This is a genomic window from Vibrio sp. 1457 (assembly GCF_033340195.1).
Taxonomy (GTDB): Bacteria; Pseudomonadota; Gammaproteobacteria; order Enterobacterales; family Vibrionaceae; genus Vibrio; species Vibrio alginolyticus.
Genome location: NZ_JAWOWA010000008.1, coordinates 67,916 through 82,406 on the forward strand (window position 1 = coordinate 67,916; position 14,491 = coordinate 82,406).

Annotated in this window: 15 protein-coding genes; 11 read left to right on the top strand and 4 right to left on the bottom strand. The window is 44.7% G+C overall.

Annotated elements, in window-relative coordinates:
• The first annotated feature begins 184 nt into the window (after window positions 1-184).
• The 6 genes from R7Z41_RS10605 to R7Z41_RS10630 are packed head-to-tail and all read left to right on the top strand — an operon-like array spanning window position 185 to window position 6,415.
• Window positions 185-1,174, top strand: a complete 990-nt coding sequence (locus R7Z41_RS10605; protein ID WP_005391775.1) for a ketoacyl-ACP synthase III — start codon at window positions 185-187, stop codon at window positions 1,172-1,174.
• A complete protein-coding gene (locus R7Z41_RS10610) occupies window positions 1,171-2,157 on the top strand; it encodes an NAD-dependent epimerase/dehydratase family protein (RefSeq protein ID WP_005391773.1) in 987 nt (328 codons plus the stop codon). The genes R7Z41_RS10605 and R7Z41_RS10610 overlap by 4 nt, the downstream gene beginning before the upstream one ends.
• Window positions 2,126-2,989: an MBL fold metallo-hydrolase gene (locus R7Z41_RS10615; RefSeq protein ID WP_005391771.1), complete on the top strand. Its 864-nt coding sequence runs from the start codon at window positions 2,126-2,128 to the stop codon at window positions 2,987-2,989. Before R7Z41_RS10610 ends, R7Z41_RS10615 begins: the two co-directional genes overlap by 32 nt.
• Window positions 2,977-4,245 carry a F390 synthetase-related protein gene (locus R7Z41_RS10620; protein ID WP_005385329.1) on the top strand — a complete coding sequence of 423 codons (1,269 nt, stop codon included), beginning with the start codon at window positions 2,977-2,979 and terminating at the stop codon, window positions 4,243-4,245. Before R7Z41_RS10615 ends, R7Z41_RS10620 begins: the two co-directional genes overlap by 13 nt.
• Complete coding sequence (locus tag R7Z41_RS10625; protein ID WP_005391767.1) at window positions 4,233-5,345, top strand: ATP-grasp domain-containing protein; 1,113 nt, start codon at window positions 4,233-4,235, stop codon at window positions 5,343-5,345. Before R7Z41_RS10620 ends, R7Z41_RS10625 begins: the two co-directional genes overlap by 13 nt.
• Window positions 5,342-6,415 carry a hypothetical protein gene (locus R7Z41_RS10630; protein WP_005391766.1) on the top strand — a complete coding sequence of 358 codons (1,074 nt, stop codon included), beginning with the start codon at window positions 5,342-5,344 and terminating at the stop codon, window positions 6,413-6,415. Before R7Z41_RS10625 ends, R7Z41_RS10630 begins: the two co-directional genes overlap by 4 nt.
• A gap of 104 nt (window positions 6,416-6,519) precedes the next feature.
• Here R7Z41_RS10630 and R7Z41_RS10635 read toward each other — a convergent pair whose 3' ends face one another.
• The 3 genes from R7Z41_RS10635 to R7Z41_RS10645 all read right to left on the bottom strand — a co-directional run bounded on the left by R7Z41_RS10635 (window position 6,520) and on the right by R7Z41_RS10645 (window position 8,725).
• Complete coding sequence (locus R7Z41_RS10635; RefSeq protein WP_005380301.1) at window positions 6,520-8,106, bottom strand: AbgT family transporter; 1,587 nt, start codon at window positions 8,104-8,106, stop codon at window positions 6,520-6,522.
• A 229-nt stretch (window positions 8,107-8,335) separates the two neighbouring features.
• Window positions 8,336-8,461: a type B 50S ribosomal protein L36 gene (ykgO, locus tag R7Z41_RS10640; RefSeq protein ID WP_005380299.1), complete on the bottom strand. Its 126-nt coding sequence runs from the start codon at window positions 8,459-8,461 to the stop codon at window positions 8,336-8,338.
• 3 nt (window positions 8,462-8,464) lie between these two features.
• Window positions 8,465-8,725: a type B 50S ribosomal protein L31 gene (locus R7Z41_RS10645; protein ID WP_005380295.1), complete on the bottom strand. Its 261-nt coding sequence runs from the start codon at window positions 8,723-8,725 to the stop codon at window positions 8,465-8,467.
• A 123-nt stretch (window positions 8,726-8,848) separates the two neighbouring features.
• On the opposite strand from R7Z41_RS10645, the gene tsaA reads away from it, so the two are divergent.
• The 5 genes from tsaA (at window position 8,849) to R7Z41_RS10670 (ending at window position 12,727) form a co-directional block, all read left to right on the top strand.
• Window positions 8,849-9,544: a tRNA (N6-threonylcarbamoyladenosine(37)-N6)-methyltransferase TrmO gene (gene tsaA / locus R7Z41_RS10650; RefSeq protein WP_005380294.1), complete on the top strand. Its 696-nt coding sequence runs from the start codon at window positions 8,849-8,851 to the stop codon at window positions 9,542-9,544.
• Window positions 9,545-9,655: 111 nt separating this feature from the next.
• The gene (locus tag R7Z41_RS10655) at window positions 9,656-11,371 is read left to right on the top strand and encodes a proline--tRNA ligase (RefSeq protein ID WP_170890493.1); all 1,716 of its coding nucleotides are present in this window, start codon (window positions 9,656-9,658) and stop codon (window positions 11,369-11,371) included.
• Between the two features lie 178 nt (window positions 11,372-11,549).
• A complete protein-coding gene (locus R7Z41_RS10660; RefSeq protein ID WP_017820764.1) occupies window positions 11,550-12,218 on the top strand; it encodes a tellurite resistance TerB family protein in 669 nt (222 codons plus the stop codon).
• Window positions 12,219-12,329: 111 nt separating this feature from the next.
• Window positions 12,330-12,536 (top strand): YaeP family protein, encoded by a 207-nt coding sequence (locus tag R7Z41_RS10665; protein ID WP_005391765.1) that lies wholly within the window; start codon window positions 12,330-12,332, stop codon window positions 12,534-12,536.
• A complete protein-coding gene (locus R7Z41_RS10670) occupies window positions 12,536-12,727 on the top strand; it encodes a DUF4250 domain-containing protein (protein WP_005380289.1) in 192 nt (63 codons plus the stop codon). Before R7Z41_RS10665 ends, R7Z41_RS10670 begins: the two co-directional genes overlap by 1 nt.
• A gap of 104 nt (window positions 12,728-12,831) precedes the next feature.
• Here the strand turns inward: R7Z41_RS10670 and R7Z41_RS10675 are convergent, their stop codons facing one another.
• Window positions 12,832-14,196, bottom strand: a complete 1,365-nt coding sequence (locus tag R7Z41_RS10675) for a sodium-dependent transporter (RefSeq protein WP_033905531.1) — start codon at window positions 14,194-14,196, stop codon at window positions 12,832-12,834.
• Window positions 14,197-14,491: the final 295 nt, after the last annotated feature.

Consider the following 14,491-nt stretch of genomic DNA (forward strand, 5'->3'; position numbering starts at 1 on the left):
ATTCAAATTGAGCCAGCAAATAAAAGCCTGGCTCATTCCTGAAAATTCATTCTCAGCATTGCACCCAAAGCGTGCTCTTACTCCCATTTGTTTTGTTCTGTTTATTTTTCATCTCGCTCGCCATAGCTTCAATATGCAACGTGGTTTATTTTGAACGACGTTTTTAATAAGTGTATAGAGAATAATGGGCTTTAACATCGTTTCCAGTGGAAGCTACCTGCCAACGAATCAATGGTCTGATCGAGAGATGGATCACTTCCTAAAATTAGCGCCAGGGACCTGCCGAAATAAATTCGACGTTGAATATCGTCATGTAGCCAATACAAAAGAGACCGCTATTTACATGGCGGTGCAGGCAATAGAGCAGTGTTTAGGAAACACACATACCTTAAGCTCCGTTGATCTCCTTATCTACGCTAGCGGCACACACCACCAGTCTCTACCCTACGACGCCTCAGCGGTTCTCGCCGCGTTAGACGCTCCAACATGGCTAGAAAGCTTTGATTTGAACAGCACTTGTTTATCCTTTCTCTCTGCGCTTGATCTTGCTCAGAGTCTATTCTTAGCAAAACGGTACCGTCGGATTCTTATTGTCACCAGCGAACTCGCCACTGGCATCACACTGAATCGAAATTTTACGCTCAAACCAGAAGTTGCAACGCTATTCGCAGACGGTGCCGCCGCATTTTTGCTCGAAGAACGCAACGATGATGGATTGCTCACCAGTCACTTTGAAACGCATCATACCGGGTATTCATTTTGTCAAATTAAGGGCGGAGGTAGTCATATCAATCCGCATACCTCCGAGCATCAAGCCTATTTAAAAAGTTGCCAGTTTGAGATGGAGGGCAAAGCACTCTTTAAACATGTGCGTAAAGCCTTACCAGCGTTTCTAAAAAAAGGGTTTGACGCCTCTCCGGTAACATTCAGCGATATTGATTATTTTCTTCCTCATCAAGCCAGCGCGCATGGATTAAAAAAACTGCCTTCACTCACCGGGCTACCAACAGAGAAAACCGTTAATCACTTTTCGACTTTGGGAAACCAAGTTGCCGCCTCACTCCCAATTAACTTACACTGGCTGCGTAATCAGCCAGAAGCCGCAGGAAAACATGTGTTATTAGCTGGCACCGCCGCAGGGTTGTCACTAGGGATGGGAGTGCTAAAACTATGAAGATATTGGTCACTGGTGGCAGCGGGATGTTGGGTAGCGCAATTCTGAGAATGTTTCACCAGCAGCATGAACTGCACTTTACAGCACGAAACACAGTCATCGCTAAACAACTCGCCGAGCAATTCGATGTTATCCCACATATAGTCGATTTAAGAGACCACTCAGCAGTTCATGCGGTATGCCAAGGTATGGATGCAATCATCCATTGTGCCGCTCTCTCAAGCCCATGGGGAAAGTGGCAGGCGTTTTATCAAGCCAATGTAGATGCCACCAAAAACCTCGTCAATGCGGCTAATACCTATCAAATCTCGCGTTTTATCCATATTTCCTCCACCAGCGTCTACTTTGACCATCAAGACCGTTGGAATATTCGAGAAACCGACGCCATAGCTTCATACTGGTGTAATGATTACGCACACACAAAATACCTATCGGAAATTGAAGCCGTAAAAGGCCAAAGCAAAGCGATCATTTTAAGACCGCGTGGCATTTTTGGACCCAATGATCGCGCGATTATCCCAAGAGTGCTTAAGGCGATAAAAAACAACACTCTGCTTCTACCATCGGGTAGAAATCCTGTGGTTGATCTGGCCTATGTCGACAACGTTGCCCATGCAGCGATGCTCGCTTGCACTCAGGCAGACCGACTTCAGCATGGTGATGTGTTCAACATTTCCAACAACGAACCAATGCCAATTGAGACTGTTCTGCAAGCTTTATGTGAGGGGTTAAACCTAAAAGTAACGTTACAATCATTACCATACGGTGTGGTATCACCATTGTTAAAGCTCAGTGAGCAAATACGAAGGCACTTACCACATCAGCCAGAACCAAGGCTCACCTCATACAGCGCAGGATTGTTTAACTATCATCAAACTCTGGATATCAGCAAGGCTAAACAAACACTGAATTACCAACCGCTTTTTTCAATTCAAGAAGGAATACAGCAGTATGCAAACTGGTCTAAAAATAAAAATCTTTGAGGCTGGACACTGCGTACACCCAGGCTTTATTGTCAAACCAGGTTCTGGTATCAAGCCTAGAGCATTTCCGGCAGCCGTTGCGTTAATTCATCACCCAACACAAGGCAACATCCTGTTTGACACGGGATATCACGAGCATTTTTTTAGCGCGACTCGCCCCTTCCCTGAACGTTTTTATGCTTGGACAACACCTTGTCGCTATAAAAAAGAACACGGAATTGTTGCGCAGTTAGCAAAAGAAAGTCTCAAACCTCATGATATTGAACACTTAGTGCTCTCCCACTTCCATGCTGATCACATTGCTGCCGTGTCTGAGTTTTCCCACTCTCAATTGCATTGCCAACAAAAAGGGGTAGATGCAATTACTAAAAGTGGTCGAATTGGAGGCGTAAGAAAAGGATACCTAAAAGCTCTACTTCCTCCACAGCTTGAACCTAACTTATTCATTCATAGTGATTTTTCTGTACCAATCAGCCAAATTCTTCCTCAGTGCCAAGGTGTTAATTTGCTCTGTAAAGACATGTTCGACGATGGATTTATTTATATGGTTAGCTTGCCAGGCCATGCAGCTGGCCAAGTGGGCTTGCTAGTTAAAAGAGACCAAAGTTGGCTGTTCTTACTCGCCGATGCATGCTGGTTAATCGAGAGCTTGAGTGAAAATATCGATCAACATTGGCTGGCGAACATGCTTTGCGATGATACAAAAGCCTATAAAAACACCCTCTCCGAGTTGAGAAGTTGCTACCAACAAACCCACCACTTTGTTCGCTTCGTGCCTTCACATTGTCAGGAAACTATCCAGCAGCTAATCAAAGAAGGATGGATGAAGTGAGAACGCTTATCTCAGAATTCTGGCGAACCCGCTACCGCCCCTTCGGCTCAAGGGAACAAGTCGAAACATGGCAGCAACAACACTTAACGCAACACTTGGATTGGGTATGCCGTCATTCACCGTATTACCGCTCACTTCAAGGTGCACCACTCAGTGATTTCCCTATCATGAATAAGCAAACCATGATGGAGAACCTCTCGGAGTTGAATACGAAAGGCTTAGATGCTGAACAGCTAATGCAACAAGCACTCGACGCAGAACAGTCACGCAACTTCGCCGCTTCGAAAGTTGGCGATGTTACTGTTGGGCTTTCTTCGGGCACATCAGGCATGCGCGGGTTGTTTCTTGCTGACAAACAGGAAACACAACTATGGGCTGGCAATATATTGGCTCGCCTGTTGCCCAACCTATGGCAAAAACACCGAATTGCTCTAGCCTTGCGCGCCAACAGCCCACTGTATAAATCCGTCGCGAAAGGGCCTGTAACATTTTTTTATGCCGATTTAACCAAACCTTACCAAGAATGGATAAAAGAGCTGGATGAGTTCCAACCCACGCTTTTGGTTGGTAGTGCGCAAGCTCTTCAGCTCTGCGCCCAGTTCAGCGGTCAATTTGGTCAACCCGCAATTCAACCACAGCGGATCATTTCTGGTGCAGAAGTCCTAACCGAGAGTGACCGTCACTTTATTTCTCAACGGTTCGACAGCGAACTCTATGAAGTCTATCAATGTACTGAAGGTTTTCTTGCATGTACGGATCAGCATGGACAAATGCGCTGGAATCAAGATGTTGTTTACATCGAAAAACATTGGCTGAATACCGAACGTACTCATTACAGCCCAATCATTACCGATTTTCGTCGTAAAACTCAGCCAATTATTCGTTATCAGCTCGACGATATTATTGAGAATAAACAGGATAATGGCGTATTTGAACCTCTTGGCGCAATTGCCGGACGATGTGGTGATCGCCTCACGCTAAACGCAAACCACGTCCCAGTGACGGTGTTACCAGATCTCATCTATCGCGCTATAACACTATCCGCCCAAAGTCGCGTGGATTACCGAATCACCCAAACAGGGTCACAAGCCATTCAAATTGAAGCGGATGTTCACCACCATCGGGTTATACATCAAGCCTTGATAAAGTTGTTTGACCAATTGCGGCTTGATCCTGTCAGATTTAGTTACCGCCCTGCGCCTATTTGGACGCCAATGAATAAACAACGACGTGTGGTGAACATATGCGGGTCTTAATCACCGGAGCCCGATCACCAGTTGCACTAGAGTGGGCAACCATGTGTATGCATCATGGACATGACGTAACTCTCACCGATTCGCTAAAAAAACCTCTAGGATCGTTTTTGCGAGGCATCGAGTCTTATATCCCCACCGCTTCGCCTCGATTTGCGTTTCCCACCTATCAACAGCAGATCCTAAAAATCATTACTCAGATGCGTATTGATATGGTGATACCCACTTGTGAAGAAGTGTATTACTTGGCTCATGTTGCCAAACAATGCCCAGAAGTAGATTTTTTTCTGCCCAATGTGGGACTACTCAATGCCCTGCACAACAAGTTGACCGTCTTTGAACAGCTTCAAAGTTTGCCAGAAATCACACTTCCAAAAACTCGTTTGGTCGCTGATAAAAGTGAGATTGAAATTAATAAGAGAACCGTTCTAAAGCCCGTTTACTCTCGGTTTGGCGGGCAAGTAATAAGAGATGTGACAACTCAGTCTATTTCTGCCGCCACGATATCGCCCCTTTACCCTTGGGTTCAGCAACAAAAAATCCATGGGACTCCGGTGTGTAACTATGCCATTTTTGAACATGGTGACCTTAAAGCACACCAAGCTTATGTGCCGAAATACTGTGTAAACGGCTCGGCCGCCAGTGCTTTTCAGCCGATCTCGTGCGAACGACTAGATACATTTATCGCCGCTTTTGGTAAACGTCATACTTATCATGGGCAAGTGTCGTTTGACTTCATCAAATCACAAGATGAACTCTACGTGATTGAATGTAACCCAAGAGCCACCAGTGGTTTGCACCTACTCTCGTCTAGATGCAGTCAACTGCTCCCTAATATGGCATTTACTGCCCCTTCCAAACAGCGACTGCATCATTTAGGGCCAATAACACTCATCGCTGAAGGTGGGTTATCCCTGTTCAAGGCTCGAACTTGGCAAGATTGGTGGTCTGGAGTGAATGTGATGCAACAGCATAACTTACCGGTCGGGAGCCAAATCCGGAGTATGTTTGAATTACTCCGGTTAGCTAGGCAGAACAAGACGAAGTGGAGCGACGCTTCTACCGTTGATATTGAGTGGAATGGAGAGGCATTGAACTCATGACACTTTCCTCTCAAGAATGGCATCAAACCTTTATCACTCTTATGCAGTCGAATCCCATTGATGAATGCACAGCAAGCTTTGGTTGCTACTATATCGATGATGTTGCCATTCCCTACTCCGTAACACCAAAAATACCAAACAACTGTTATGCAGTCTCCCCTATGACACTACTTAGTGGCTACGCCGAAGAAGAGCTTCACAAAGTCAAAAATGTGGCTGTTCGATGGGTATGTAAGTTACTTATTAATATGACTAAACCAATCTTATCATTGGCTGGATTGGATCAAGTCCAAACGCTCAACAATCAGTGCTTGTCCACCAATATGTATAGCGAACAATGGGCAGCCTTAAATCTCGATGAACTGCGTCGCGTCGCACTCGATCAATACCCCACCTTTCCCTTGGTGCTTCGATCCCTCAACCAGCGTCAGCATTCACACTTAATTCAGCGATTGAAGCAGCCAAAATGGCAAAGCTTGGTAACACGACAAGTGTATTTACTTGATGATTGGCAAGCGTTCAGCTTCAACCGAGATTTAACGAAAGACTTCAAACTGCTTAATGATAAAGATTGGCAGTTTAGGCCACTGACCACTGATGAAGAGTTTCAGCGTGCCAAAGAGTTATATGACATGCTTTACCTTGATAAATACAGTCTCAATAACATCCAGTTTTCAAGCCAATATTTAAAACAGGCGAGCCAGAACAAATTAGTACATTTAGTGGGACTGTTTTATCAAGAAGAGATGCTGGCTACGTTAGGCATTGTAGAAATTGATAATGATATGACTTGCCCAATTTTTGGCTACGATACCAATAAGCCACAACGCCTCGCATTGTATCGTCGAATATCGGCCTATACCATCCGCCATGCAATGATATACCAGCGTCGCTTTAATATGAGCTCAGGCGCTCCGGCTTTTAAACGCAACAGAAAAGCCCGGCCAGAAATTGAATTTAGCTATGTGTATATTGCGCACTTACCTTGGTATAAACGCATAATTTGGAAAAGCTTATGCTGGCTCACTCAGCACTTTTATCGCCCTTTGTTGATGCGTTTTCAGCTATAAATCGACATCTATAATCAGGTAAGCGCGTACACAGTCTCAATCGACAAAAAAGCCTGCGACGTTCGCAGGCTTTTTATAATGGAGCTGTGTGAGGAAACCGTTTTCTACGGTGTGTAGTATGTTGCTGCGCCAGGGCCTACTGGTAAACCAAATACGAATACCCATAGGTAGAACAGCACACTCCAACCTACAATGAAGCAGATTGAGTAAGGTAGCATGGTCGCGATCAGCGTACCGATACCTAAGTTCTTCATGTAACGAGTCGCTACGGCAAGAATCAAACCAAAGTAGCTCATCATTGGAGTAATGATGTTTGTCGTCGAGTCACCAATTCGGTAAGCAGCCTGAATCGTTTCCGGTGCATAACCAACAAGCATCAACATAGGAACAAAAATCGGAGCCGTTACTGCCCACTGTGCCGATGCCGAACCAATCATTAGGTTGATAAAGCCACACATCAGGATGAAGGCAAAGAACAACATTGGACCAGTTAAGCCAATTTCTTGCAGGAAGCTAGCGCCAGCAACCGCGAATACCTGACCGAAGTTAGTCCATTTAAAGAAAGCAACGAACTGAGCCGCAAAGAAAACTAATACAATGTACATGCCCATAGAAGACATAGATTTCGCCATTGCATCAATTACATCGCGATCCGTCTTCATCGTGCCAACAACTTTACCAAACACAAAGCCTGGAATAGCAAAGAACACAAAGATGAATGCCACGATACTTTTCAGGAATGGTGAACCTGCAATTGTACCTGCATCAGAACGTAGAATGCCGTCTTCTGGAACAACCGTCCAAGCAAGCAGCGCTGAAACAACCAGTACAGCAACACCTGCTAGTTTTAGGCCTTTCTTCTCAATGTCTGTTAAGCCACCCATTTTGTCATTCGACAAATCTTCTGAGGCTTCTTCTTCACTGTATTTGCCAAGCTTTGGCTCAACAATTTTTTCAGTAACAAACGCACCTGTGATTGCAATGAAGAATGTCGACACAAACATGAAGTACCAGTTAACTTCTGGACCAACAGTGTAAGTTGGGTCAATCATTTGCGCCGCCGTTTCAGTAATGCCTGACAACAGCGGGTCAACCGTACCAATAAGTAGGTTTGCTGAGTAACCACCAGATACACCAGCGAACGCCGCAGCAAGACCGGCAAGTGGATGACGACCTAAAGAATGGAACAGCATTGCAGCCAGTGGAATAAGTACCACATAGCCAAGCTCTGATGCCGTATTTGAAATGATACCCGCGAAAACGACCGTCACTGTTACCATGCGTTGAGATGCACCCATGACTAAGCCACGCATTGCTGCAGATAGCAAGCCTGAGTATTCAGCAATAGCAACACCCAACATCGCAACCAATACCGTACCCAAAGGTGCAAAGCCGACAAAGTTTTTCACTAGATTGGTAACGATTAGTTCAAGGCCATCAGCGTTAAGCAAGCTAACGACATGAATCATGCCATCCGCGGCACGACCTTTTGCACCCTCAGGACGAGGGTCAACTACGGAAACTTCGAAGTATCCTGCAATACCCGACATCACCAGAATGGCTAAACAGAAAATGGCAAATAGTGTGATCGGGTGGGGTAATAAGTTCCCCAAATATTCGACAGTATCCAAAAAGCGCGTAAACAGCGGCTTCTTAGGCGAGTTTTGTTTAATTGAATCAGATGAACTCATCTGTTCCCTCCTTGTTTTTATTCCTATGCAAATGTGACAAAAATGTCAAAAAGCGTGCGAAGGGTACTTGAGTAGAAGGTCAAATAAAAGCCCTAAATGTTACAAACTGTGACGAACAGAGGCATTTATAACCAACATTGAATAAAAATGTAGATATTTCATCCATGTAAAATAATTAACTCAACATTATCAATTAAACAAAACCATAAGTTAGATATATGCAGGTTGATTACTTTTGCACAGCTTTGAATCTCGGGTTCGTTTTACAAATGACATAAAGACGCCCTCTCCGTTTTACAATCTGACAATCCGGATGACGACTTTTTGCACTTTTTAATGATTTTACTACCTTCATGATTTATTCCTTTTCGCTCTTAAATTGACCAAAACGACGGTTGAAGTTCGCAATGCGACCTTCGGTTTGTACAACGCGCTGTTTACCGGTGTAGTACGGGTGAGAAGCTGACGACACATCTAACGTAAAGTAAGGGTAAGTTTTGCCATCTTTCCATTCGATGGTTCTCTCCGTTTTCAACGTAGAACCAACGACAAAGTACTTATCTACACTGGTGTCGTGGAACACCACAGGACGATATTCAGGGTGGATTCCTGGTTTCATAATACTTTTCCTTTCAATTAAATTGTTATGTTATAACATTTTAATTAATAATCATTATCAACAAGAAAAGCAAGAGAAATTTGTGATACTTTTCATCTCAATGAATTCTTAAAGATGTCCATCATGTATTCCATCGAACCCATCGGCGTCATTGAGACACCGTACAAAGAAAAGTTTGCAGTTCCGCGCCAACCACGCTTAGTACCAGAGGCTAAAGCACGCGTAAAACTGTTAGGTGCAGCAAATAGCCCTGAAGCAGTGCGTGGGCTAGAACAGTTCTCTCACGTTTGGTTGTTGTTTCTATTTGATCAGAACCTGGAAGCTGGTTGGAAACCAACTGTACGTCCGCCACGATTAGGCGGCAATGAACGAATTGGTGTCTTTGCCTCGCGCTCGACTTTCCGTCCAAACGGAATCGGAATGTCAGCCGTTGAAGTGAAAGGAGTCACTAAGCAAGGCGATCAAATCTATCTTGATTTAGGCAGTGTAGATCTCGTGGATGGGACACCGATTGTGGATATTAAGCCTTATATCCCCTATTCGGATTCTATTTCGGAAGCACAAGGCGGATACGCAGACCAAGAGCCAGAAAAGTCACAAGTCACCTTTTCTGCTCAAGCATTAGCAACGATAGAAAATCGATCCGATACTGACTATGTAAGATCAGTCATTGAACAAGTTCTGGCACAAGATCCTCGCCCTGCATATAAGAAAAACAAGCCGGACGACAAAGAATATGCGGTAAATTTGTTCGACTTGAACGTAAAGTTCACAGCAACAAGCAACTTAATAACGGTTACCGCTATTGAAAGCTTTTGACAAACGCAATTGGCTGATATTATAGACGGCTAACAAATTTCCCTTTAGGGAACTCCCATACTCCTGCTTATTCAAGCTTGAGTATCTAACTTAAATAAACGGATAAATTTAATGCGTACCAGTAATTATCTTCTTTCTACTCTGAAGGAGACTCCAAACGACGCAGAAGTAGTGAGCCACCAGCTCATGCTACGTGCAGGTATGATCCGTAAGCTGGCTTCAGGTTTATACACCTGGCTACCTACTGGTCTACGTGTACTGCGTAAAGTCGAAAACATCGTTCGTCAAGAAATCGACAATGCAGGCGCAGTCGAAACTTTGATGCCCGTTGTTCAGCCGTTTGAACTATGGGAAGAGACAGGCCGCAGCGAAAAGATGGGCCCTGAGCTACTTCGCTTTACTGACCGTCATGTTCGTCCGTTTGTACTTAGCCCAACCGCTGAAGAAGTGATCACTAGCCTTGTTCGCAATGAAGTGAGCTCTTACAAACAGCTTCCGCTAAACCTGTACCAAATCCAAACTAAATTTCGTGACGAACGACGCCCACGTTTTGGCGTAATGCGTTCACGTGAATTCTCAATGATGGATGCGTACAGCTTTGACATTGATAAAGACGGACTACAAAAGTCATACGACGCAATGCATGATGCTTACTGTAAAGCATTCGATCGCATGGGTCTGGATTACCGTCCTGTACTTGCAGATAGCGGTGCTATCGGTGGTAGCGGCTCTCAAGAGTTCCACGTACTGGCTGAAAGCGGCGAAGATATCATCGCATTTTCTAGCGAGTCAGATTACGCGGCAAACATTGAAAAAGCAGAAGCACTAGCTCCAGCCTCTGAGGCTGCGGCACCAACACAAGAAATGACGTTGGTTGATACGCCAAACGCGAAAACAATCGCTGAATTGGTTGAGCAGTTCGACCTACCAATTGAAAAAACAGTGAAAACACTGTTTGTGAAAGCATCTGACGAAGTTGATGCGCCAATCATCGCGCTTATTATTCGTGGTGATCATGAACTGAACGAAGTGAAAGCAGAAAACCTTCCTCAGGTTGCAGCTCCACTGGAAATGGCATCTGAAGAAGAAATTCGTGCGCTTATCGGTGCAGGCCCAGGTTCACTTGGCCCTGTTGGCCTTAAACTGCCGTTCATTGTTGACCGCAGCGTTGCGGTAATGAGCGACTTCGGTGCGGGCGCGAACATCGATGGCAAACACTACTTCGGTATTAACTGGGGTCGTGATGTAGAGCTTGGCCAAGTTGAAGACCTACGTAACGTTGTGGAAGGTGACCCAAGCCCATGTGGCAAGGGCATTATCCAGCTTAAGCGTGGTATCGAAGTTGGCCATATTTTCCAACTAGGTAACGCTTACTCCGCAGCGATGAACTGTGGTGTACTGGGTCCTGATGGTAAGAACGTCATCCTAGAAATGGGTTGTTACGGTATCGGTATCACTCGCGTAGTAGCGGCTGCTATTGAACAAAACCACGACAAATACGGCATCATCTGGCCAGATGCAATCGCACCATTCCAGGTAGCGATCGTTCCAATGAACATGCACAAGTCAGAAGAAGTGAAAGAAGCCGCTGAGAAATTGTACGCTGAGCTAACGGCAATGGGCATCGAAGTGCTATTTGACGACCGTAAAGAACGCCCAGGCGTAATGTTCTCTGACATGGAGCTTATTGGTGTACCGCATACAATTATTATCGGTGACCGCTCAATGAAAGAAGGCAACTTCGAATACAAGAACCGTGCTACTGGTGAGAAAACAGCAGTCGCAATGACTGACATTGTTGAGCACGTAAAAGCTCAACTAAAGTAAGCACTCGACGAGTTCGCATTTGAAGTAGTTTCAAATAGTTAAAAAGGGTTGGCTTCGGTCAGCCCTTTTTATTACAGCTCAACGCCCCCCCTCCACCTTTTTCGAACTATTCACTTTGTTAATCTTTGGTTCAGCTTCTTGCTATTAAACTGATTTCATCATCTAAAGGAGGTCAGTTATGGATTTAAAAAGTCTTCTAAACCAAGCACTCAAATCAGACTTACTTAAGCAAGGTGCAGATGCATTGGGCAAACAAACCAACAACATCAAATCCTCATCAAATTCAAGTAGCCTAAAAACGCTAGGAGCAGGTGCTGTAGGCGGAGGCCTCATCGGTATGCTGATGGGCTCAAAGAAAAGTAAAAAAATGACTAAAAAAGTAGGGTCAAGCGCATTAAAAGTCGGTGGCGCAGCTGCGCTTGGAGCCTTGGCCTACAAAGTGTATAACGACTGGCAAGCCAAGCAATCCGGTCAAGGTGTTCAAGAAACCTTTGATCCCGATGACAGTAAACACAGTGTCTTAATTTTAAAAGCAATGATTGGAGCTGCAAAAGCTGATGGTCACGTTGATGAAGAGGAAATGGCTCGCATTGAACAAGCTCTCGCGGATATGGGCGCAGATGAGCACGTTCGTCACCTCGTTCAGCAAGAGTTAAACAAACCGCTTGATCCTGCTGAAATTGCTAATCAGGCGACCTCTCCTCAACAAGCGTCAGAAATTTACCTAGCGTCTTTGATCGTCGCTGATGAACAAAACTTTATGGAAAAAGCGTATCTGCAAGAACTAGCAAAACAACTTCAACTTTCACCAGAAGTCACTCAGCAGTTAGAAGCACAAATGCAGTGATTAAATCTCGCTCAAGCAAACCTTCAACTTGAGCCAAAACAACTCTGTACTTTGAGTTTCAAATCCGCTGTGTGTATATTGAGATAAGTTATCATTTAGTGGAAAGAAAACATGCAAGTATACGGCTGTTGTGAACTGGTTCGTGAGCTTTATGCTCAGATTGGTAGTGGCGATCAAGCTTATATTCCCCAAGCAATTTCATGTGCAGTTAAAGCACTGAACGATGTTGCAGCGGATGAATCGCTACCAAAAGAAGTGCGTGAAAAAGCGGCATTTGCTGCGGCAAACCTACTGATTTCAGATTTTGAGGATAAGTAATGAATCTAGCGAACTTTGAATCCATGGACCCTGTCATGCTGATGAGCATTGTGAATATGAAGCTACGCGATGACTTCGGAGGTGATCTGGACAAACTGGTGGCTTTCTTCGATATCGAGCGCACAGCACTGGAGACAAAACTGGCTTCTGCTGGTTTTGACTTTCTTCCAGAAGCAGGACAATTCCGTTAATCCACACCATGCTTGGTGGATAACCGAAACGAGAATAACCAATATGAAAAAGGGCTTGATGAGTTACCATCAAGCCCTTTTCTTTTATTCGATAGACGTCTCGGTTAGCCAAATGAAGCCCAGATGACTGTCGCCACAAGAATTGGACATACAAACTTCACATACGCAGGCCATAACTTACCAAACCAACCTTGCGTAAACTCCGGGCAACCTTGCTCAAGCTCTTTGATTTTTGAGTTGCGATTCCATACCCAACCACCAAATAAGCAGAATAAGAGCGCAGCGGTTGGTTGTAGATACTGAGTAGCAACCGTCGCGACCATACCAAACAGAGCGCCAAAGTTATAAACAATCACCACACTGAACAAGGCAATGAGACCACCTAAAACCCAGCTCGTTGCGCTGCGCTTAGTATTGAAGCGCTCACTCACTAAAGCCACTGGACACTCTAACATTGAAATGGAGGACGTTAGCGCCGCAATCGTCAGTAATAAGAAGAACACAATAGAGAACAATTGACCAAGCAAACCTAAGCTATCAAACATCAATGGCAATACGGTAAATACCAACGTATCAGAGCTTAATAGAGAGCCATCTTCTGCATAGATCTGAACGCCCTTTTGCATTGCCACAAACATCGCTGGCATCACCACTAATCCTGCAATGAAAGCAACGGCAGTATCTACCATGGTCACGTTCATCGCCATCTTTGGTAGGTTTTCTTTCTTACTCAAGTAAGACCCGTAAATCAACATTGAGCAGCCACCGATCGTAAGCGAGAAGAAGCCCTGTCCCATTGCAGCAAGAATCAACTTGCGGTCCCATACCTTTTCAAAATCCGGCACTAGGTAATGTTTCAGACCTTCCATCGCACCGTTTTGCGTCATGATGTAAGCAAATAGCAGAGCAAACAGAACAAACAATGCTGGCATCAAACGTGTGGACCACTTCTCAATACCTTGTTTTACGCCACCTTGTACGATGAGAATCGTCAGTACATAAAAAGTAATGGTTCCGAACAAGTTACGTTCAACACTAAAGCCCTTTAGCCATTGAGTTGCAGCTTCTAACCCCATTAGATCTGTGATTGCACCCAGTAAAAAGCAGATCAACCAACCACCAACAATTGAATAAAACGCTAAGACAGCGCTTGGTACGCTTAAACCAATCCAACCCACAATGCCGCCGAGTTTTTTACCGGTAGGGTTATCTGTGATTGCACGCATACTGTCTACAGGGTTGGCTTGACCATGGCGACCAATCGCCATTTCAACCACCAGCATCGGAAATGCGACGATAAGAATCATCACCAAATAAACTAACAGGAAAGCACCGCCACCATTACTGGCTGCTTGAGTTGGGAAGCCCCAAATATTGCCAAGGCCAACTGCGGCACCTGCGGCAGCTAAGATGAACCCGAGACGAGAGCCAAAATGCTCGCGAGGCTGAGAAGAGGTTTGCTGTGTCATACTACTCACACAAAAATATCATTGAACTAGCTAACTAGTACACTATAGCAATATTCACTATTCAACAAGAGCACCTCGGTTAAATCCTCGACAGTTGAAACAATTTGTAGTCATTCAGCTTGTAAATTTTAACGTACATCTCATATTCATCGCTCAAAAGCCTCGCGACTGTTGTTCGTTTTACGTGGCTGAATTTTACCAATCCTTCTGCCGTGAAGTGAGCCGAAAAATAATGAGCTCTGGTGTAAGGGACGAACTGTTCCTCGTGATACTGTGTCGAAAAGCAGAATATTGT

Coding starts and splice junctions, on each gene's coding strand:
- R7Z41_RS10605 (WP_005391775.1), top strand. CDS start 185: ATGGGCTTTAACATCGTTTCCAGTGGAAGCTACCTGCCAACGAATCAA.
- R7Z41_RS10610 (WP_005391773.1), top strand. CDS start 1,171: ATGAAGATATTGGTCACTGGTGGCAGCGGGATGTTGGGTAGCGCAATT.
- R7Z41_RS10615 (WP_005391771.1), top strand. CDS start 2,126: ATGCAAACTGGTCTAAAAATAAAAATCTTTGAGGCTGGACACTGCGTA.
- R7Z41_RS10620 (WP_005385329.1), top strand. CDS start 2,977: ATGGATGAAGTGAGAACGCTTATCTCAGAATTCTGGCGAACCCGCTAC.
- R7Z41_RS10625 (WP_005391767.1), top strand. CDS start 4,233: ATGCGGGTCTTAATCACCGGAGCCCGATCACCAGTTGCACTAGAGTGG.
- R7Z41_RS10630 (WP_005391766.1), top strand. CDS start 5,342: ATGACACTTTCCTCTCAAGAATGGCATCAAACCTTTATCACTCTTATG.
- R7Z41_RS10635 (WP_005380301.1), bottom strand. CDS start 8,106: ATGAGTTCATCTGATTCAATTAAACAAAACTCGCCTAAGAAGCCGCTG.
- ykgO (WP_005380299.1), bottom strand. CDS start 8,461: ATGAAGGTAGTAAAATCATTAAAAAGTGCAAAAAGTCGTCATCCGGAT.
- R7Z41_RS10645 (WP_005380295.1), bottom strand. CDS start 8,725: ATGAAACCAGGAATCCACCCTGAATATCGTCCTGTGGTGTTCCACGAC.
- tsaA (WP_005380294.1), top strand. CDS start 8,849: ATGTATTCCATCGAACCCATCGGCGTCATTGAGACACCGTACAAAGAA.
- R7Z41_RS10655 (WP_170890493.1), top strand. CDS start 9,656: ATGCGTACCAGTAATTATCTTCTTTCTACTCTGAAGGAGACTCCAAAC.
- R7Z41_RS10660 (WP_017820764.1), top strand. CDS start 11,550: ATGGATTTAAAAAGTCTTCTAAACCAAGCACTCAAATCAGACTTACTT.
- R7Z41_RS10665 (WP_005391765.1), top strand. CDS start 12,330: ATGCAAGTATACGGCTGTTGTGAACTGGTTCGTGAGCTTTATGCTCAG.
- R7Z41_RS10670 (WP_005380289.1), top strand. CDS start 12,536: ATGAATCTAGCGAACTTTGAATCCATGGACCCTGTCATGCTGATGAGC.
- R7Z41_RS10675 (WP_033905531.1), bottom strand. CDS start 14,196: ATGACACAGCAAACCTCTTCTCAGCCTCGCGAGCATTTTGGCTCTCGT.